General features: G+C 68.6%; 13 protein-coding genes. 6 read left to right on the top strand and 7 right to left on the bottom strand.

The genetic code is table 11. From position 1 onward, the window contains the following. Nucleotides 1-150: 150 nt before the first annotated feature. Nucleotides 151-1,128 carry a LabA-like NYN domain-containing protein gene (locus C7443_RS17840; protein WP_110020137.1) on the top strand — a complete coding sequence of 326 codons (978 nt, stop codon included), beginning with the start codon at nucleotides 151-153 and terminating at the stop codon, nucleotides 1,126-1,128. Nucleotides 1,129-1,138: 10 nt separating this feature from the next. Continuing rightward, nucleotides 1,139-3,205 (top strand): carboxy terminal-processing peptidase, encoded by a 2,067-nt coding sequence (locus C7443_RS17835; RefSeq protein WP_170123681.1) that lies wholly within the window; start codon nucleotides 1,139-1,141, stop codon nucleotides 3,203-3,205. A 68-nt stretch (nucleotides 3,206-3,273) separates the two neighbouring features. Here C7443_RS17835 and C7443_RS17830 read toward each other — a convergent pair whose 3' ends face one another. The 5 genes from C7443_RS17830 to C7443_RS17810 all read right to left on the bottom strand — a co-directional run bounded on the left by C7443_RS17830 (nucleotide 3,274) and on the right by C7443_RS17810 (nucleotide 9,953). Further along, the gene (locus tag C7443_RS17830) at nucleotides 3,274-6,183 is read right to left on the bottom strand and encodes an insulinase family protein (protein ID WP_110020133.1); all 2,910 of its coding nucleotides are present in this window, start codon (nucleotides 6,181-6,183) and stop codon (nucleotides 3,274-3,276) included. 105 nt (nucleotides 6,184-6,288) lie between these two features. Then, nucleotides 6,289-6,519, bottom strand: coding sequence for a hypothetical protein (locus C7443_RS17825; RefSeq protein ID WP_110020131.1), 231 nt, complete (start codon nucleotides 6,517-6,519; stop codon nucleotides 6,289-6,291). Between the two features lie 51 nt (nucleotides 6,520-6,570). Beyond that, nucleotides 6,571-7,566 carry a CobW family GTP-binding protein gene (locus C7443_RS17820; protein ID WP_110020129.1) on the bottom strand — a complete coding sequence of 332 codons (996 nt, stop codon included), beginning with the start codon at nucleotides 7,564-7,566 and terminating at the stop codon, nucleotides 6,571-6,573. Between the two features lie 109 nt (nucleotides 7,567-7,675). Then, nucleotides 7,676-7,876, bottom strand: coding sequence for a YbdD/YjiX family protein (locus C7443_RS17815; RefSeq protein ID WP_110020127.1), 201 nt, complete (start codon nucleotides 7,874-7,876; stop codon nucleotides 7,676-7,678). A gap of 1 nt (nucleotide 7,877) precedes the next feature. Beyond that, nucleotides 7,878-9,953: a carbon starvation CstA family protein gene (locus C7443_RS17810; protein ID WP_110020126.1), complete on the bottom strand. Its 2,076-nt coding sequence runs from the start codon at nucleotides 9,951-9,953 to the stop codon at nucleotides 7,878-7,880. A gap of 175 nt (nucleotides 9,954-10,128) precedes the next feature. Here C7443_RS17810 and C7443_RS17805 point away from each other — a divergent pair, with 175 nt between their 5' ends. The 3 genes from C7443_RS17805 (at nucleotide 10,129) to C7443_RS17795 (ending at nucleotide 13,119) form a co-directional block, all read left to right on the top strand. Then, complete coding sequence (locus C7443_RS17805; RefSeq protein ID WP_110020124.1) at nucleotides 10,129-11,523, top strand: cache domain-containing protein; 1,395 nt, start codon at nucleotides 10,129-10,131, stop codon at nucleotides 11,521-11,523. Continuing rightward, nucleotides 11,523-12,131, top strand: a complete 609-nt coding sequence (locus tag C7443_RS17800) for a response regulator (RefSeq protein ID WP_110020122.1) — start codon at nucleotides 11,523-11,525, stop codon at nucleotides 12,129-12,131. Before C7443_RS17805 ends, C7443_RS17800 begins: the two co-directional genes overlap by 1 nt. A 64-nt stretch (nucleotides 12,132-12,195) precedes the next feature. Further along, nucleotides 12,196-13,119 carry a bestrophin family protein gene (locus C7443_RS17795; RefSeq protein WP_110020120.1) on the top strand — a complete coding sequence of 308 codons (924 nt, stop codon included), beginning with the start codon at nucleotides 12,196-12,198 and terminating at the stop codon, nucleotides 13,117-13,119. Nucleotides 13,120-13,139: 20 nt separating this feature from the next. On the opposite strand, the gene C7443_RS17790 is transcribed toward C7443_RS17795, so the two are convergent. Both C7443_RS17790 and C7443_RS17785 read right to left on the bottom strand, forming a co-directional pair. Next, nucleotides 13,140-13,388, bottom strand: a complete 249-nt coding sequence (locus C7443_RS17790; protein WP_110020119.1) for a DUF1272 domain-containing protein — start codon at nucleotides 13,386-13,388, stop codon at nucleotides 13,140-13,142. Nucleotides 13,389-13,408: 20 nt separating this feature from the next. Beyond that, nucleotides 13,409-13,990 (bottom strand): phosphatase PAP2 family protein, encoded by a 582-nt coding sequence (locus C7443_RS17785; RefSeq protein ID WP_170123680.1) that lies wholly within the window; start codon nucleotides 13,988-13,990, stop codon nucleotides 13,409-13,411. Nucleotides 13,991-14,329: 339 nt separating this feature from the next. Between C7443_RS17785 and C7443_RS20200 the strand changes: the two genes are divergently transcribed. Continuing rightward, a complete protein-coding gene (locus tag C7443_RS20200; protein WP_170123679.1) occupies nucleotides 14,330-16,354 on the top strand; it encodes a hypothetical protein in 2,025 nt (674 codons plus the stop codon). The last annotated feature ends 1 nt before the right edge of the window (nucleotide 16,355 follow it).

Here is a 16,355-nt window from a genome sequence, read left to right as displayed (position 1 = left end):
GATCGCTTGACGCAGTCCGGGCGGGGCGGGTTGCTTTCTGAGACAATACTTCCCGTGCCGCCGGCACTTGCATTGATCGCATCATTTGTTTCGTTGTACCCCCCATAAGTTGGCAGGACCCCGCCGAAGCGGGGAAATCGGAGTCCATCAGTGAATTTCAAGTCTCACGCTAAAGTTGGTGTCTATGTCGACGCCGCCAATATCACTCGTAACGGCGGCAGCCGCATGCAGTTCGACGTCCTGCGCGATTTCGCGTGCAGGGATCTGGCCGAGGCCCTGCGCCTCAACGTTTACCTCACTTTCGACGAAGATCGCGCCCACAACAATCACAGCTATCGCGAGCGCATGCGTGCCTACCAGGCAGCATTGCGCGAGCTCGGTTACAAAGTCATCGAAAAGAAGGTCAAGTGGTACGAGGACGAATCCGGTACCCGTTACGGCAAGGCCAATGCCGATCTGGACATGGCGGTGGACCTGCTGCTGCAGTCGCAGAACCTCGACCGCGTCGTGCTGGTGACCGGCGACGGGGATTTCGTCCAGGTCGTGCGTGCCCTGCAGAACAAGGGCCTGCGTGTCGAGGTCATCGGTTTCGACAATATTTCCGAGGACCTGCGCCGCGAGGCCGATCTGTTCATTTCCGGCTATCTGATCCCCGGCCTGCTGCCGGCGCGCGGTGACAACGGCAATGCCGCGTGGGGCGAGATCGGCTCGCGGGTGCGCGGTTACTGCTATCACCACGACGACAACAAGGGCTTCGGCTTCATGCGTTTTCTGGTGCAGAACACGCAGTACCTGTGGAAGACCGATTCACGCGATCCGGAGTCGCCGTACCGCACCGCTTTCTTCCACGATTCGAGCCTGCCGGAAGGCTTCAACCTGATGAAGTTGCCGTCGCGCAACCACATTTTCGAGTTCACGCTGGCCGAGCCCAACGGCAAGCAGCCGGTGGCCACCGAGATCGCGCTGGTGCATCCGATCTCGCTGCCGGAGCGCAATGCACGCGGGCGCTGGAACACTGGTAACGGTGGTGCGGTCTCTGCGGAAATGGACGACGATGACATCGACGCCGATGACGAGGCGTCCGATGATGACATCGACGATTCCGATACCTCCCCCACTTCCGAGTGAGTTCCTGACAATGGGATTGCGTCGCCTGTTTCTTGCGGGGCTGCTGTTGCCGTTTTCGTTCGTGGCCTGCGCGGCGGTCACCAACAACGACACCCAGCCGCTGCCCACAAGCCTGCCGCCGCTGTCGCCGACCGCCAGCGAGGCGCGCGTCGAGCAGGCGGTAGCGGGGCTGCTGTCGCAGTACCACTACCGTCGCATCAAGCTCGACGACGCACTTTCCAGCGCCGCCTTCGACGACTACCTGGCGGCCCTCGACTTCAGCCGCAGCTACTTTCTCGCCAGCGACGTCGCTGATTTCGAGAAGTACCGCACGAAGCTCGACGACGATCTGCGCAACGGTCGCCTTGGCGCGGCGTTCGAGATCTACAACCGCTACCAGCAGCGGTTGCTGGAGCGCACGCAGCATGCCCGCGAGGTGCTCTCGCACCCGTTCGACTTCAGCGTGCGCGAGAGCATCGAGCTCGACCGCAAGAAGGCGCCGTGGGCGACCACCACGGCCGAACTCGACGAGATCTGGCGCAAGCGTCTCAAGCACGAGACGCTGAACCTGATGCTCGCCGGCAAGGACGAGACAGCGGCCCGCGAGACGCTGCGCCGGCGCTATGAAGGCCGCCTGCGCCGCGCCGGTCAGGCCGAGCCGGAGGACGTGTTCCAGGCCTACATGAACGCGATCACCGGCGTGTTCGACCCGCACACCTCCTACCTCAGCCCGCGCAGCTCGGAGAACTTCAACATCCAGATGCGCCTGTCGCTGGAGGGCATCGGTGCGGTGCTGCGCCTGGAAGATGAAGAAACCGTCGTCGTCGAGCTGGTGCCCGGCGGCCCGGCCGACATGTCCAAGCTGATCAAGCCGAAGGATCGCATCGTCGCCGTCGGGCAGGGCGACGACAGCGCGATGACCGATGTCGTCGGCTGGCGCCTCGACGACGTCGTCGACCTGATCCGGGGCCAGCGCGGTTCGGTGGTGCGTCTGCAGGTGGTGCCGGCGGCGGACCCGCCAGGCAGCGCCGGCGCGCTGGTGCGTCTGGTGCGCAACAAGATCCAGCTCGAAGAACAGGCGGCGAAGAGCCAGATCAAGACCTTCATGCGTGACGGCGTCGAGCAGCACATCGGCGTCATCACCATCCCGACCTTCTACATCGACTTCGCCGCGGCCCAGCGCGGCGATGCCGACTATCGCAGCACCACGCGCGACGTGCGCCGGCTGCTGCACGAGCTCGAACAGCAGAAGGTCGACGGCGTGGTCATCGACCTGCGCCAGAACGGCGGCGGTTCGCTGCAGGAGGCCGTCGAACTGACCGGCCTGTTCATCACCGAGGGGCCGGTGGTGCAGGTGCGCGACAGCAAGGGCAAGGTGCAGCTCGAAAACGACCCGGACCCGGATCTGGTCTACGGTGGCCCGCTGGCAGTGCTCACCGACCGCTTCAGCGCCTCGGCCTCGGAGATTTTCGCCGGTGCGATTCAGGACTACGGCCGCGGCCTGATCATCGGCGAGCCGACCTTCGGCAAGGGCACGGTGCAGACGCTGATCGAGCTCGGCCGCTTTCTGCCGCAGATCAAGGACAAGCTCGGCCAGCTCAAGCTGACGATCGCCAAGTTCTACCGCGTCAACGGTTCGAGCACGCAGCATCGCGGCGTGCATCCGGACATCGGCTTCCCGGTCGCCTTCGGCGAAGACGAAGTCGGCGAGGGTGCGCAGGAGCACGCGATGCCCTGGGACGAGATTGCCGCGACGCGCTACAAGCTGTTCGGTCACGTCAACGATATGGTGCCGGAGCTGATGAACCTGCATGACAGCCGGGTCGCCCACGATCAGGCCTATCAGGATCTCAAGCAGGACCTCGAATACGCCCGCGAACTGCGCAAGCGCACCCGCGTTTCACTGCTGGAAAGCGAGCGCCGTGCCGAGCACGACGCTGCCCGCGCCCGTCTGAAGAGCCGTGCCGGGCGCGCGCAGCTCGATGGCGACAGCGATGGCGGCGAGGACACGCCGCGCAAGGACGGGCCGGACCCGTTCCTCGACGAGGCGACACGCGTGCTCGGCGACTTCGTTGCTCTGCGCGGCAGCGGTCGCTGAGCCCCCTCAGTCGCCGGTCAATCAAAAGGCCACCCGCGGGTGGCCTTTTTTATGGGCGGAGTGCAGGCCTACAGCGTGTAGACCTGGCCCTCTAGACCGCTGGCATCCAGTGCCGCCTGATGGGTGATGACCGCGGTGTGCGCCTGTTCCGGGCGCAGCCAGGTGCGGGCGACGCGCTGCAGATCGTCGATGCTCACCGCAAGCACGCGCGCGCGGAAGTTGCGGCGCTGCTCCGGCGTGCGCCCGAACAGCTCGCTGAACCAGGCGTTCACCGCCTCGCCGGCCGGCGAGCCGGGGCGGTCGATGGCGGCGATGACGCCGAGCACCGCTTCTTCGAGCTTCTGCGGCTCGTGCGCGGTCTGCAGCAGCCAGTCGATCGAGGCGTCGAAGTCGGCCAGCGTCTCGGCGAGGCGCGGATCGCGGTAAGAGAAGAAACGGAAGGCGCCGCCGTCGGCGTGATAGCCGGCGCCGGCGCCGTAGGCACCGCCGCGTTCGCGGATCGCCCGGTGCAGATAGCCGTTGCGCAGGAAATCCCCGAGCACCATCAGCGCCGGCGCATCGGCGTGCGTCGGCGCGACGGCCGGATAGGCGCGGGCGCAGAAGTTGACCTGCGCCGAGGTCACCCAGGCCTGTGTGCGCATGGCGGCCGGCAGGTTGGCACGCAGCGGCGCCACCTGCTCGCAGGTGGCGGCATTCTTCCAGCTCGCCGACAGCGCGGCTTCGACGCTGGCGAGCTGCTCGGCCTCGGCGACCACCAGCAGGCGCCGCGGTGCCTGCAGGATGATCTGGTGCAGCGCCTGCAGGCGCTGCGCGTAGCTGGCGAGTGCCTCGGCATCGGTTTCGAGGGCATCGTCGAGGCGGCGCAGACGCTCGATGGCACTGAGACCGGCCCACTGCGACAGCAGCGCCGCGGTCGGCGACAGGCTTTCACTGGCCGCGCCCATCGCCAGCGCGTGACCGTGCTCGACGATTTCCTCGTCCCGCTGGGCGCGGTACTGCGCGACCAGCTCGGCGAGGCGGTCAAGTTCGTCGAAGCGCGGGCTGAGCAGCGTCTGCTGCAGCAGGCTGGAGAGGGCCAGCACGTTGCGCTTGAGCGCCTTGCCGGCCAGCACCAGCACCGCGCGCATCTGCTGGGTGTCGTCGACGGCCGCGCGCACCAGGCAGCGGGCGTTGAGGCCGCCGGTGACCGCCGCCTGCAGCGCCTGCGTGTCGAGGTAATCGCGACCGCCGCTGCCGACCTCGGTCAGCGTCAGCGCATACAGCGGCACCAGTTCGAGCAGCGTCGGCTCCAGCTCCGGCAGGTCGATGATCCACTGCTGGTAGATCAGGCCGTTGGTCGGCTGTGCATACCAGCTGCTCGACACGCCGAGCAGCGGCCGGTGTTCGCCGCTGGCGATCGGCAGCTCCGCCGGCACGTCGGCCAGCGTGACCTTCGGCAGCAGCTCGGCATCGTCGACGCGAGCCTGGCGACTGGCGAGGGCGCCGGCCTGTTGCTGGATCGCCGCGCGGCCGGTGGCGTCGAGATGCTTGCGCAGCTTCTCCAGCGTGGCCGCCTCGCTCGCCGCCTGTTTGGCGGCGAGTCCGGCGTCCGGACGCATGCTCAGGCGCACCCGGTGCGGATTGTCGAGCAGCAGCCGGCGCACCAGGCGCTGGATGTAGTCGGGCGCCAGCGCCTCGCGGCGCAGCTGCTCCAGCACCGGGTCGATGTCGATACCGTCGAGCGGATCACCGCCGTGCATCAGCGGCGTCAGCGTGTCCATCAGCAGCTTGAGGCCGTAGGGGTAACTGTCGCCGGTGATCTCGCGGCTCTCCAGTTCGATCTGGTGCAGCATCGAGTCGATGACGCTGGGCTCGACGCCGTGCTCGGCGACCTCCTCCAGCACTTCGAGCACTCGGCGCTCGACCGCGGCGGCGGCGGCGGCCGAGCAGCCTTCGAGGCCGCAGACGAAGGTGGTTTCGCGCGTCGAGTCATCGAAGCCGCACAGCGGCGAGGGCGCGGCACCGAGTTCGCTGGTTTCCAGCGCGGCGCGCAGCGGCGAGCTGGAATTGTCGAGCAGCACATCGGAGAGCAGGCGTGCGCGGGCGACTTCGAGCGGGTCGGTGGTGCGCCCGAGCAGCCAGCCGAGCACGACATGGGTGCCGTCGTCGAGCATGTCGGGGCTGGCCGCGTAGCGGGCCTCGACGTGCTGCGGGTGGCTGTAGCGGCGCTCGTCGGGAATCGACAGGCCGAGCGAGCGCGCCTGGAAGTGGCCGAGCGCACGCGCTTCGAAGGCCGCCTGATGCTCGTCCGCGGCGATGTCGCCATAGGTCATGAACACCGCGTTCGACGGGTGATAGTGGTTGGCGTGGAAGGCCACCAGCTGCGCATGCGTCAGGCGCGGAATCTCGGTCGGTTCGCCGCCGCTATTGTAGTGATAGGTGGTGGTCGGGAACAGCGCGCTCTGCAGGTGCTGGGCGAGCGCCTGCACCGGGCTCGACATCGCGCCTTTCATCTCGTTGAACACCACACCCTTGTAGACCAGCTTCGAGCCCGGGTCGGCGGGGTCGTCGAATTCGACACGGTGGCCTTCCTGGGCGAAGTCGAGCGGGTCGAGCAGCGGGAAGAACGCCGCGTCGAGATAGACGTCGAGCAGGTTGGCGAAATCCTTGCGGTTGAGGCTGGCGAACGGATAGGCGGTCCAGTCGCTGCCGGTGAAGGCGTTCATGAAGGTGTTCAGCGAACGCCGCGTCATCATGAAGAACGGGTCGCGCACCGGGTAGCGGCGACTGCCGCACAGTGCCGTATGTTCGAGGATGTGGGCGACGCCGGTGGAGTCCTGCGGCACGGTCAGAAAGGCCACCAGGAAGGCGTTGTGCGGATCGGCTGCGGCGAGGTGGAGGTGACAGGCGCCGGTGGCGCGGTGACGGTATTCCTGCAGTTCGAGCTTGAGCGCGGGGACGGCTCGGCTGCGCAGGTGTTCGAAGGCGGGATGGGTCATCGACACTCTCGGCAAAGATTTCGGCGCGGCCGGCGATGTGCCGCCGCGGACGCGCAAGGTTAACAGTTTCCTAAGATTTCTCGTCCCGTTGCGGCGCGTGCGAAATCAATCGTCATGCGGCCGCTGCGAGGGCGGTGCGGCCTGGTCGCTGCTGCGCGGGCCGTGCAGCACGACCATGCACAGGCCGGTGAAGGTGAGCAGGAAACCGAAGGGCACCAGAGCGATCAGTGGTGCCGGAGCATAGCCGGCGCTGACGATCATCACGCCGCCGCCGATCAGGCCGCCGACCGTCAGCACGATGCCGATGTACAAAACCCAGTGGCCGATGCGGTGCATGGCGTTCTCCGCGGCTGCAAAGCGGCGGATTATGCGACAGCCGGCGTCGCTTCAGGCGCAGGCGGCGGTGAATTGTGCGGCGATCTCGGCGAACGGCAGACGCCGGCCGATCAGCACCAGCCGCGTGCTCGGCGTCTCCGCGCTCTGCCAGGGGCTGCCATAGTCGAAGCCGGCGATGCGGTGCACGCCCTGCACGATCAGCCGCCGCGGCTCGCCGGCGATCGCGAACACGCCTTTGTAGCGCAGCATGTCGTTGCCGCAGCGCTCGATCAGCGCCTCCATGAAGGCGCCGATGCGGTCGAGGTCGACGGCGCCGGCGTGTTCGAGCACGCGCGAGTCGATGTCATCGTCGTGCGCCGGTGTCGCGAAGACCGTGGCGGGCGTGCCCGCCGGGCGAAACTGCAGCGCCGCCGGCGGCAGTTCCAGGCGGTCGTCGAGGTCGAAGGCGCCGATGTCGAGCCAGTCTTCGACGGCGGCCCGGCCGTGGCGGTTGTCGATGATCGGCGCGCGCAGATTGATGCGCCGCAGCCGCGCCGTGAGCGCGGCGAGGCTCTCGGCATCGGTGCGGTCGGTCTTGCTCAGCAGCAGGCGGTCGGCGAAGCCGACCTGCGCGCAGGCCACGCGCTGCTCGTCGAGCTGGCGCATCGCGTGCACGGCGTCGACCAGCGTGATCACCGCATCGAGGCGCAGCCGCTCGCGCAGTGTTTCGTCAACGAAGAATGTCTGTGCCACCGGGGCCGGGTCGGCGAGGCCGGTGGTTTCGAGGATCAGGCGGTCGAAGGCGAGCGTGCCGGCCTCGCGCCGCGCCAGCAGCTCGTGCAGCGCCGCCGTCAGCTCGCCGCGCACGCTGCAGCAGACGCAGCCGCCGGCCAGTTCGACGATCTCGGCAGCACCGTCGAGCAGGGCGCCATCGATGCCCTGGGCGCCGAATTCGTTCTCGACGACGGCGATGCGTTCCTGCGGGCGGGCGGCGAGCAGCTGATTGAGCAGCGTGGTCTTGCCCGCGCCGAGAAAGCCGGTGAGCACGGTGACGGGAATCGGGAGCATCGGCGCAATCCTGTGGCGGGCGGATAAAGAAAGCCCCCTGGCCTGCGGCCCCGGCCTCCGGAGGGGAGAGAGGCACGGATGGGGCAGCAGGTTCGGGGGCGGAACAGCGTCAGCAGCAGCGGCCGCTGCCACCCTTGCCGCCGTAGCGGGCTTCCTGGCGCTCGCGGAAGAACTCTTCGTAGCTCATCGGCTCGCGCTCGGGGTGGGTCAGGCGCACGTGCTGCACGTAGGCGTCGTAGTCGGGCAGGCCGACCATCAGCCGTGCCGCCTGGCCGAGATATTTCCCGGCCTTGGCGAGATCGCGGAACACCTCAGTGCGCCTGCGCCGCGCCGGCCTGTGCGGGCAGCGCTTCCCAGGCGGTTTCGTGCACCGTCGGCCGCTGCTCGGTGCGCGCCTGGCGGCAGGCCTTGATGCCGTAGACCAGCACGCTGAGCACCACGCCCATGAACAGCGCACACAGCGTGGCGTCGACGTAGTCGTTGAAGATCACCCGGCTCATCTGCTCCAGCGACTTGGCCGGTGCCAGCACTTCACCCTTGGCCAGTGCCGCGGCGTATTTGTCGGCGCGGGCGAGGAAGCCGACCTTCGGGCTGGCGTCGAAGATCTTCTGCCAGCCGGCGGTCAGCGTGCAGATCAGCAGCCACACGGTCGGCAGCACGGTGACCCAGGCGAAGCGCTCGCGCTTCATGCGGAACAGCACCACGGTGCAGAGGATCAGCGCGATCGCGGCGAGCATCTGGTTGGCGATGCCGAACAGCGGCCACAGCGTGTTGATGCCGCCGAGCGGATCGACCACGCCCTGATAGAGGAAGTAGCCCCAGGCGGCGACGCACAGGCCGGTGGCCAGCAGGTTGGCGAGCAGCGACTCGGTGCGCTTGAGCGAGGGCACGAAGGTGCCGAGCAGGTCCTGCAGCATGAAGCGCCCGGCGCGGGTGCCGGCGTCGACGGCGGTGAGGATGAACAGCGCCTCGAACAGGATCGCGAAGTGATACCAGAAGGCCATCATCGTGTGGCCGCCGAACACCTTGGAGAGGATCTGCGCCATGCCCACGGCGAGCGTCGGCGCACCGCCGGCGCGCGAAACGATGGTGTGCTCGCCAACCGCCTGCGCGGTCGCCGTCAGCACGTCCGGCGTGATCGTGAAGCCCCAGCTGCTGATGACCTGCGCCGCGGCCTCCGGCGTGCTGCCGATCACCGCCGCCGGGCTGTTCATCGCGAAGTAGACGCCGGGCTCGATCACCGCCGCGGCGGTCAGCGCCATGATGGCGACGAAGGATTCCATCAGCATGCCGCCGTAACCGATGAAGCGGGCGTGGCTTTCGTTCTCCAGCAGCTTCGGCGTGGTGCCCGAGGAGATCAGCGCGTGGAAGCCGGAGACGGCACCGCAGGCGATGGTGATGAACAGGAACGGGAACAGGTTGCCCGACCACACCGGGCCGCTGCCGTCGACGAAGCGGGTCAGCGCCGGCATTTTCAGCTCGGGTGCGACGAAGACGATGCCGATGGCCAGACCGACGATGGTGCCGACCTTGAGGAAGGTCGACAGGTAGTCGCGCGGCGCCAGCAGCAGCCACACCGGCAGCACCGAGGCGATGAAGCCGTAGCCGATCAGCAGCCAGGTCAGCGATTTGGCGTCGAAGTTGAAGTATTCGCCCCAGGGGCCGGCAGCCACGTCGCCGCCGTAGATGATCGCCGCCATCAGCACGACGAAGCCGATCAGCGAAACTTCACCGATGCGCCCCGGACGGATGTAACGGGTGTAGATGCCCATGAAGATCGCCAGCGGGATCGTCGCGGCGACGGTGAAGGTGCCCCACGGGCTGCCGGCCAGCGCCTTGACGACGATCAGCGCCAGCACCGCGAGGATGATCACCATGATCATGAAGGCGCCGAACAGTGCGATCACGCCCGGTACCGTGCCCAGCTCCGACTTCACCAGATCGCCGAGCGAGCGGCCGTCGCGGCGGGTGGAGACGAACAGCACCAGGAAGTCCTGCACCGCACCGGCGAACACCACACCGGCGAGAATCCACAGCGTGCCCGGCAGATACCCCATCTGCGCGGCGAGCACCGGGCCGACCAGCGGGCCGGCGCCGGCGATGGCGGCGAAGTGGTGGCCGAACAGCACGTATTTGTTGGTCGGCACGTAATCGAGGCCGTCGTTGTGGCGCCAGGCTGGAGTCATGCGCTGGGCGTCGAGCCCGGCGACGTCGCGGGCGATGTAGAGGCTGTAGTAGCGATAGGCGATCAGGTAGACCGAGACGGCGGCGATGACCAGCCACAGGGCATTGATGGTCTCGCCGCGCGATAGCGCGACGGTGCCGAGCGCAACCGCGCCGAGCACGGCCAGTGCGATCCAGCCGAGTTGGGACGTGAGGCGGTTCAAGGGAGCTGTCCTCCGCGAGCGGCCGGATTTACATGAATCCGGTGCTTAGTGATTTTTCGCTTGGTAAAAATTCGTGGCGCCTGACGGCAGGATGAATTCTTCGCAAGCGTCACGGCGGCGACCATCCGCATAACTACGTAAACTGCGCCCTCGATTCCGGTTTTCTGCGTCCGCGATGGAACTTCGCCACAAGATCCTGCTGTTATCGCTGCTGCCGCTGGTGCTGGTGGTGCTCGCCGTCGGCTGGGCGGTGCAGCGCCAGTCGCAGCAGCTGGTGCAGGAGGCGAGCGCCGCGCTGCGCCCGGCGCTGATGGCCAGCAAGGAGACCGAGCTGCGCCATTACGTCGGTCTGGCGCGCTCGGCGCTCGGTCATCTCTACGACAGCGGCCGTGACGACCCGGCCGCCAAGGCCGAGGCGCGCGAGCTGCTCGCCGCGCTCGACTACGGCGTCGACGGTTACTTCTTCCTCTACGACTTCGCCGGCAACGTGCTGATGCACCCGCGCCAGCCCGAGCTGGTCGGGCGCAATCTGTGGGCACTGCGCGATGCGCAGGGGCGGCCGACCATCCAGCAGCTGATCGAGCGCGCGCGCGCTGGCGGCGGCACCATCGAATACCCCTGGCCGAAACCGTCGACTCACGCCTCGGAGGCGCCGAAGCTCGGCTACGTCATCGCCCTGGAGCGCTGGGGCTGGATGCTCGGCACCGGCATCTACCTCGACGATGTGCAGGCGGCGCTCGATCAGGTGCAGCGCGAAGTCGCCGGCAATGCCGCCGCCACGCAGGCGGCGATCGCGGCGATCGCGCTGTGCGGCGTGCTGCTGGTCGCCGTTTTCGGCCTGGCGCTGAACCTGAGCCAGCGCCGCTTTGCCGATGCGCGCCTGCGCCGCCTGGCCGAGCGCGTGGTGCATTCGCAGGAGGACGAACGCGCCCGCGTCGCCCGCGAGCTGCACGACGGTCTCAGTCAGCAGCTGGTCGCGGTGAAGTTCGTGCTCGAATCCGCCGCCGCCCGCCTCGCAGATCCGGCGCAGCCGCGCACGGCCGCCGCCGCGCCGCTGGGCAGCGCGCTCGGCGGGCTGCAGCAGGCGCTCGGCGAGCTGCGCGGCATCGCTCAGGCGCTGCGTCCGCGCCTGCTCGACGATCTCGGTCTCGATGCCGCGCTGGAACGCCTGGGGCGCGACACCGCGGCAAGTTCTGGCCTGCAGGTCAGCGTGCGGGCCGACAGTGGCGGCGCGGTGCCGGATGTCGTCGCCACGGCGCTGTTCCGTATCGCGCAAGAAGCTTGCGCCAATACGGTGCGCCATGCCGCAGCGCGCACGCTGCTGCTGGCACTGAACCGCCATCGCGACGGTCTGCTGCTACATATCGAAGATGACGGCCATGGCTTCGACGCCGGGCGGCTGCTGGCCGACGGCGTGCGCGACGATGCCGGTGGCTTCGGCCTGCGCAACATGCACGAGCGGCTGGAAGCCCTCGGCGGCCGTTTCGAGCTGCATACGGCGCCGGGGCAGGGCTGTCGCCTCGATGCCCACATCCCGCGCCGCGCACTGCGCCTGTCCGGAGGCCCTTGATGAGCGATTCCACCGTGCGCCTGCTGCTGGTCGATGATCACCCGCTGGTGCGCGACGGTCTGCGTGCGCGGCTCGAAGCTGGCGCCCGTTATCGTGTCGTCGCCGAAGCCGGTGACGCCGCCGGCGCGCTGGCCGCGGTCGCCGAACAACGGCCCGATCTGGTGCTGATGGACATCGCCATGCGTGGCATCAACGGTCTGGAAGCGACGCGCCGCCTGCTCGCCGCGCATCCCGGTCTGCCGGTGCTGATCCTGACCATGCACGAGGACGCCGGCTACGTCGCCGAGGCCGCCAGTGCCGGTGCCCGCGGCTACGTGCTCAAGGACGCGCCGGCCGAGGCCATCGTCGAGGCCATCGAGGCGGTGCTGGCCGGCGCCGGCTTCCAGGCGCCGGCCGGACTGCAGCGCAATGCCGCCGTCGAGCTGACGCCGCGCGAACGCGAGATCGCCACGCTGATCGGGCGCGGCCTGAGCAACCGCCAGATCGCCGAGCAGCTCAGCCTGAGCGCGCGCACGGTGGAAACGCACCGGCTCAACATCATGCGCAAGCTCGACCTCGACTGCGCCGCGGCGCTGGTGCGCTACGTGCTCGAACGCGGCTGGTGCTGAGGCGCCGCTATACTGCGCGGCCCTGTGTCGCCGAGCCGTCGTGGTGTCGGCGCGGAGCGAGCTGATGATCGTCCTGAACACCCCGAACGGCTTCGATGTGCTGTTTCGCCTGCGCGGCTCGATCGTGCAGTTCATCCTGCGGCCGCTGCTGCTGACCACGGCCCTGGCGACGCTGGTGACGGTGCTGCATGCCAGCGTGCTGCCGTTCGGCACCTCGCTGACGGTGACGCCGCTGAGCCTGCTCGGCCTGACGCTGGCGATCTTCCTCGGCTTTCGCAACAACGCCAGCTACGCGCGTTTCTGGGAGGGGCGCACGCTGTGGGGAGAGCTGCTGATCAGTGCGCGCACGCTGACCCGGCAGATCCTCAACACGGTGGCGGCGCCGGCACAGGGTGCCGACGACCGTCCGGCGCTGGTGCACACGACGATCGCCTTCGTCCATGCCCTGCGCCACCACCTGCGCGGCGGCGATCCGCTGCCCGATCTCGAACGCATCCTCGGCGGTGAACGGGCGGCGCGCACGGCGCTGGCGCACAATGTGCCGCTGGCGCTGCTGCAGCAGCTGGGCGACGGCATCCACGCCGCCCGCCGTGACGGGCGCCTGGAGCCGATGCTGGCCACCAGCGTCGAAACCAGCCTGGTCTCGCTCGGTCACGTGCTCGGCGCCTGCGAGCGTATCCGCAACACGCCGATTCCGTATCCGTACCGCCTGCTGCTGCACCGCACCGTGCACGTCTACTGCCTGATGCTGCCGTTCGGCCTGGTCGACAGCGTCGGCTGGCTGACGCCGCTGGTGGTGCTGGTACTGGCCTATACCTTCTTCGGCCTCGATGCGCTCGGCGAGCAGATCGAGGAGCCTTTCGGTGAGCTGCCCAACGATCTGCCGCTGACCGCGATCAGCACCACCATCGAAGCCGACCTGCGCGAACTGCTCGGCGAGCGTGAGCGCCCGGCAGCGGTGCGTCCGGTCGACGGCGTGCTGCTGTAGGCCGCTGGAGCAGACGCTGTTCAGGCAGCCGGCCGGCAGCCGCCGGCCTTGAGCACGCGCAGGGTCGAGGGTGGATTGGCCGCCAGCTTGGCCACCGGCCGGCGCGGGCGGCGCACCAGTTCGCCGCCGCAGTTCGGACAGACGCCGTGCAGGACCTGCTCGGCGCAGTCGGCGCAGAAGGTGCACTCGAACGAGCAGATCAGCGCGTCCTCGGCATCGGGCGGCAGATCGCGGTCACAGCATTCGCAGTTCGGGCGCAGTTCGAGCATGGCGGTGTCTCCACGGTGTTTCAGGGAATCAGCCGGCAGCTGCTGAAGGCCGACTGCAGCCAGTGCGCGGCATCGCGGATCGCCAGCTCGGCCGGTACGTGCGGCGCGCCCGAGGCCAGTGCCGAGACGGCGAGCAGGCCGATACCGAGCGCGGCCGGGCGCAGCCGCGGCCGCGGCGTGCCGTATTCGCGACGGGCGAACAGCGTCAGCCAGCCCAGCCCGACACAGACGCCGGCGACGACTTCCGCGACGCTGTGCATGCCGAGCATGACCCGCGACAGCGGTACGCCGAGCATCAGCAGCACCGCGAGCAGCGCGGTCGGCCAGCCCACGCTGCGCGGAGCATGGCGCAGCAGCAACCAGCCGAGGGCGCCATAGAAGAACAGCGAGGCACCGGCGTGGCCGCTCGGGCTGCGCAGGGCAAGGTCCCAGTGCATCGTGCACGGGATCAGCAGCAGCTTGCCGATCAGCAGCAGGCCGAGACAGCCGCTCCAGCACAGCACAAACCATTTAACGGCATGTCGTGCGCCATGCAGCCAGAGCAGGGTGCACAAGGCCAGCGAGCACGGCAGCAGCAGGCCGATTTCGCCAAAGTCAGTCATGAATCGCCAGAACGGGCGCATGTGAAATCCGTGTCAGTGTCGTCGGGCAGGAACGTCGCGGCAGCATAGCGCGCCGGCGACATCCGTGTGCTGCTGCAGCAATGGCATGCGCCGCGCGGCGCGATCGACCTTTTCGTTTGTTAACAATCTTTACAATAACTTGCATGGACGACGGCGACACTTGCTGCTCGTCGATACAACGTACTGAAAACTTTTGAGTTGTAAGTATTGGTGCAGGAATTGCCGGACTTCGCCGCGGCGTGCACGGGGAAGCATGACGCGCGGGTGGCAAGCCATGGAGCCAGGAGCTGATCGGGGAGGATCATCAGGAGAACAACAATGAAACGCACCGCCTTGGCGTTTGCTCTGAGTTTTGCCCTGGGACCGGCTGGCGCCGTGTCTTATCTCGTGGATACCGACAGCGGACAGATTTTCAGTGGCGGCCTGGCCGTCGGCTCGCTCAATGGCACTGATTTTTCGAGCAGCATCGCCAGTAATGTCACCACCTTCTATTTCGCCGGCGACCTGCATCTCAATGCCGGCGATACCGTCATCGGCCAGGGCAGTCGCGGTGCGCGCTTCAGCGTCGGCAACGATGCCTATATCGCTGCCGGCGCTCTGATCGATTTCTCGGCCAGCGGCCAGCAGGCCGGCGCGGGAGGTGGCGCTGGCGGCGGCGGCTCGGCCGGTGGCGCTGGCGGTTCCGGCGGCTCGCGCGGCAGCGGCCTGGGCCAGGGGAATCCAGGCGGTGCCGCGACCGGCATCGGCAGCGCCTCGGACGGCGGGTCGGGCTCCGCTGGCGACAGTGCCGGCAACGGCTTCTCCGGGCGGCTGGCCCTGGCGGGTGGCAGCGGCGGCGCCGGTATCCACTCGGTGGCCACGGCGGGCGGCAACGCACTGGCATTTGCCTCGGGCGGCGGTGGTGGTGGCGGCGGCAGCGGTGGTGCGGGGGCGGATATCACCAATCACTGCGTGGTGGAGGTCGCCGGGGTCTGTTTCGCCTTCACGTTTACCGTCAACAGCAATGCGACGGATGGCAGTCCCGGCCGTACCGGCGGTAGTGGTCGTTCCGCCGTCGACGGGGCACCGGGGGCGGGGGGGCTGAATACCGGTGGCGGCCTGTTGCTCAGCGGTGGCAGCGGCGGCGGCGGCGGCCAGGGTGGCACGGGCGGTAGCGGTGGCGGCGGTGGTGGCCAGGGCGGCGGCGGCGGCGGCGGCTGGGGCAGCGAACTGGTCAGCGGCGGCGATGGCGGCAGCGGTGGCAACGGCGGTGCTGGCGGCAGCGGTGGCAGCGGCGGCAACGGTGGCAGTGGCGGCGGCGGTGGCGGCGCCCTGGCGATCTCGGCCTACGGCCGCATCGTCAGTGGCGGCCTGTTCGATGTCAGCGGTGCCGACGGTACGCCGGGCAGTGCCGGGCAGAGCGGGCTGTCAGGCGGTGCCGGGAGCGGCGGCAGCGACGGCCAGGCGGCAATCGGGCTGCCGTTCCCGCGCGGAGCGGGCGGTGACGGTGGTGCTGGCGCCAGCGGTGGCAGCGGCGGCAGCGGTGCGACGGGCGGCGCCGGTGGCGGTGGTGCCGGTGGCAGCGTGCTGCTCGCCGCCTCGGTGGTGGAGGCAAGTGCCAGCACGGTGAACGCCGCCGGCGGTGCCGGCGGCGGCGCGGGCAATCCCGGCGGCAACGGCTACCTGATGTTCGCCAGCAATACCAGCGGCGGTCTGCCGATCAGTCTGGGGGCGAGCCTCAGCCGTGATGACGGTCTGCGCGGCGCTAATCCGTTCGTCGACGCCGGCGGCACCGCGACCCCGTTCATTCCCGGTTTGCAGGGCGGGGCGGAGCTGTTCGGCCTGCTCGATCAGGCGCTGCTCGATCCGGCCGATTTCGCGGCGCTGCGCTCGGCGGCACCGGGCGATGCGCGGGCAGCGGTGTACCGCCTCGATCTCGGCGTCACCGGCTATGCCGATGATTTCACCGGCTTCGACCTGCTGCTGTTGCTCAACCTCGGTGCCGATGCACTGCTCAACCCGCAGCTCGGCGTCGAAACCGCCGTGCCCGGCAGCGGTTTCATGCGTTCACTGTTGCTCGGCGGTTATGCGCGCGAGCTCATGTTCGGCGGCAGCGGTGACGTCGTGCTCAATGCGCTGCTCGGTGGCGACATCTTCGCCACGCTGGTGCCGGAGGCCGACCTGCTGGTCAGCGCCGCTGCGGACGGCACCACCGGGCTCAGCGGCGTGTCGCTGCTCAGCGGCGAATTCGCCTATCTGCTGGCACCGACGGTGAGCCGTGTGCCGGAGCCGGCGACGCTGTGGCTGTGTCTCGGCGGGCCGCTCGCGCTGGCCTTGCGCCGCCGCTGGCGCCGCACTGGCTGAC

Source organism: Plasticicumulans acidivorans (assembly GCF_003182095.1).
Classification (GTDB): Bacteria; Pseudomonadota; Gammaproteobacteria; order Competibacterales; family Competibacteraceae; genus Plasticicumulans; species Plasticicumulans acidivorans.
This window is presented reverse-complemented; position numbering and strand designations above follow the sequence as displayed.

What these genes read in the sequence shown, in the direction of transcription:
- C7443_RS17790 (WP_110020119.1), bottom strand. Translation starts at nt 13,388, where the DNA reads ATGCTCGAACTGCGCCCGAACTGCGAATGCTGTGACCGCGATCTGCCG.
- C7443_RS17785 (WP_170123680.1), bottom strand. Translation starts at nt 13,990, where the DNA reads ATGACTGACTTTGGCGAAATCGGCCTGCTGCTGCCGTGCTCGCTGGCC.
- C7443_RS17830 (WP_110020133.1), bottom strand. Translation starts at nt 6,183, where the DNA reads ATGACCCATCCCGCCTTCGAACACCTGCGCAGCCGAGCCGTCCCCGCG.
- C7443_RS17805 (WP_110020124.1), top strand. Translation starts at nt 10,129, where the DNA reads ATGGAACTTCGCCACAAGATCCTGCTGTTATCGCTGCTGCCGCTGGTG.
- C7443_RS17820 (WP_110020129.1), bottom strand. Translation starts at nt 7,566, where the DNA reads ATGCTCCCGATTCCCGTCACCGTGCTCACCGGCTTTCTCGGCGCGGGC.
- C7443_RS20200 (WP_170123679.1), top strand. Translation starts at nt 14,330, where the DNA reads ATGAAACGCACCGCCTTGGCGTTTGCTCTGAGTTTTGCCCTGGGACCG.
- C7443_RS17835 (WP_170123681.1), top strand. Translation starts at nt 1,139, where the DNA reads ATGGGATTGCGTCGCCTGTTTCTTGCGGGGCTGCTGTTGCCGTTTTCG.
- C7443_RS17800 (WP_110020122.1), top strand. Translation starts at nt 11,523, where the DNA reads ATGAGCGATTCCACCGTGCGCCTGCTGCTGGTCGATGATCACCCGCTG.
- C7443_RS17825 (WP_110020131.1), bottom strand. Translation starts at nt 6,519, where the DNA reads ATGCACCGCATCGGCCACTGGGTTTTGTACATCGGCATCGTGCTGACG.
- C7443_RS17795 (WP_110020120.1), top strand. Translation starts at nt 12,196, where the DNA reads ATGATCGTCCTGAACACCCCGAACGGCTTCGATGTGCTGTTTCGCCTG.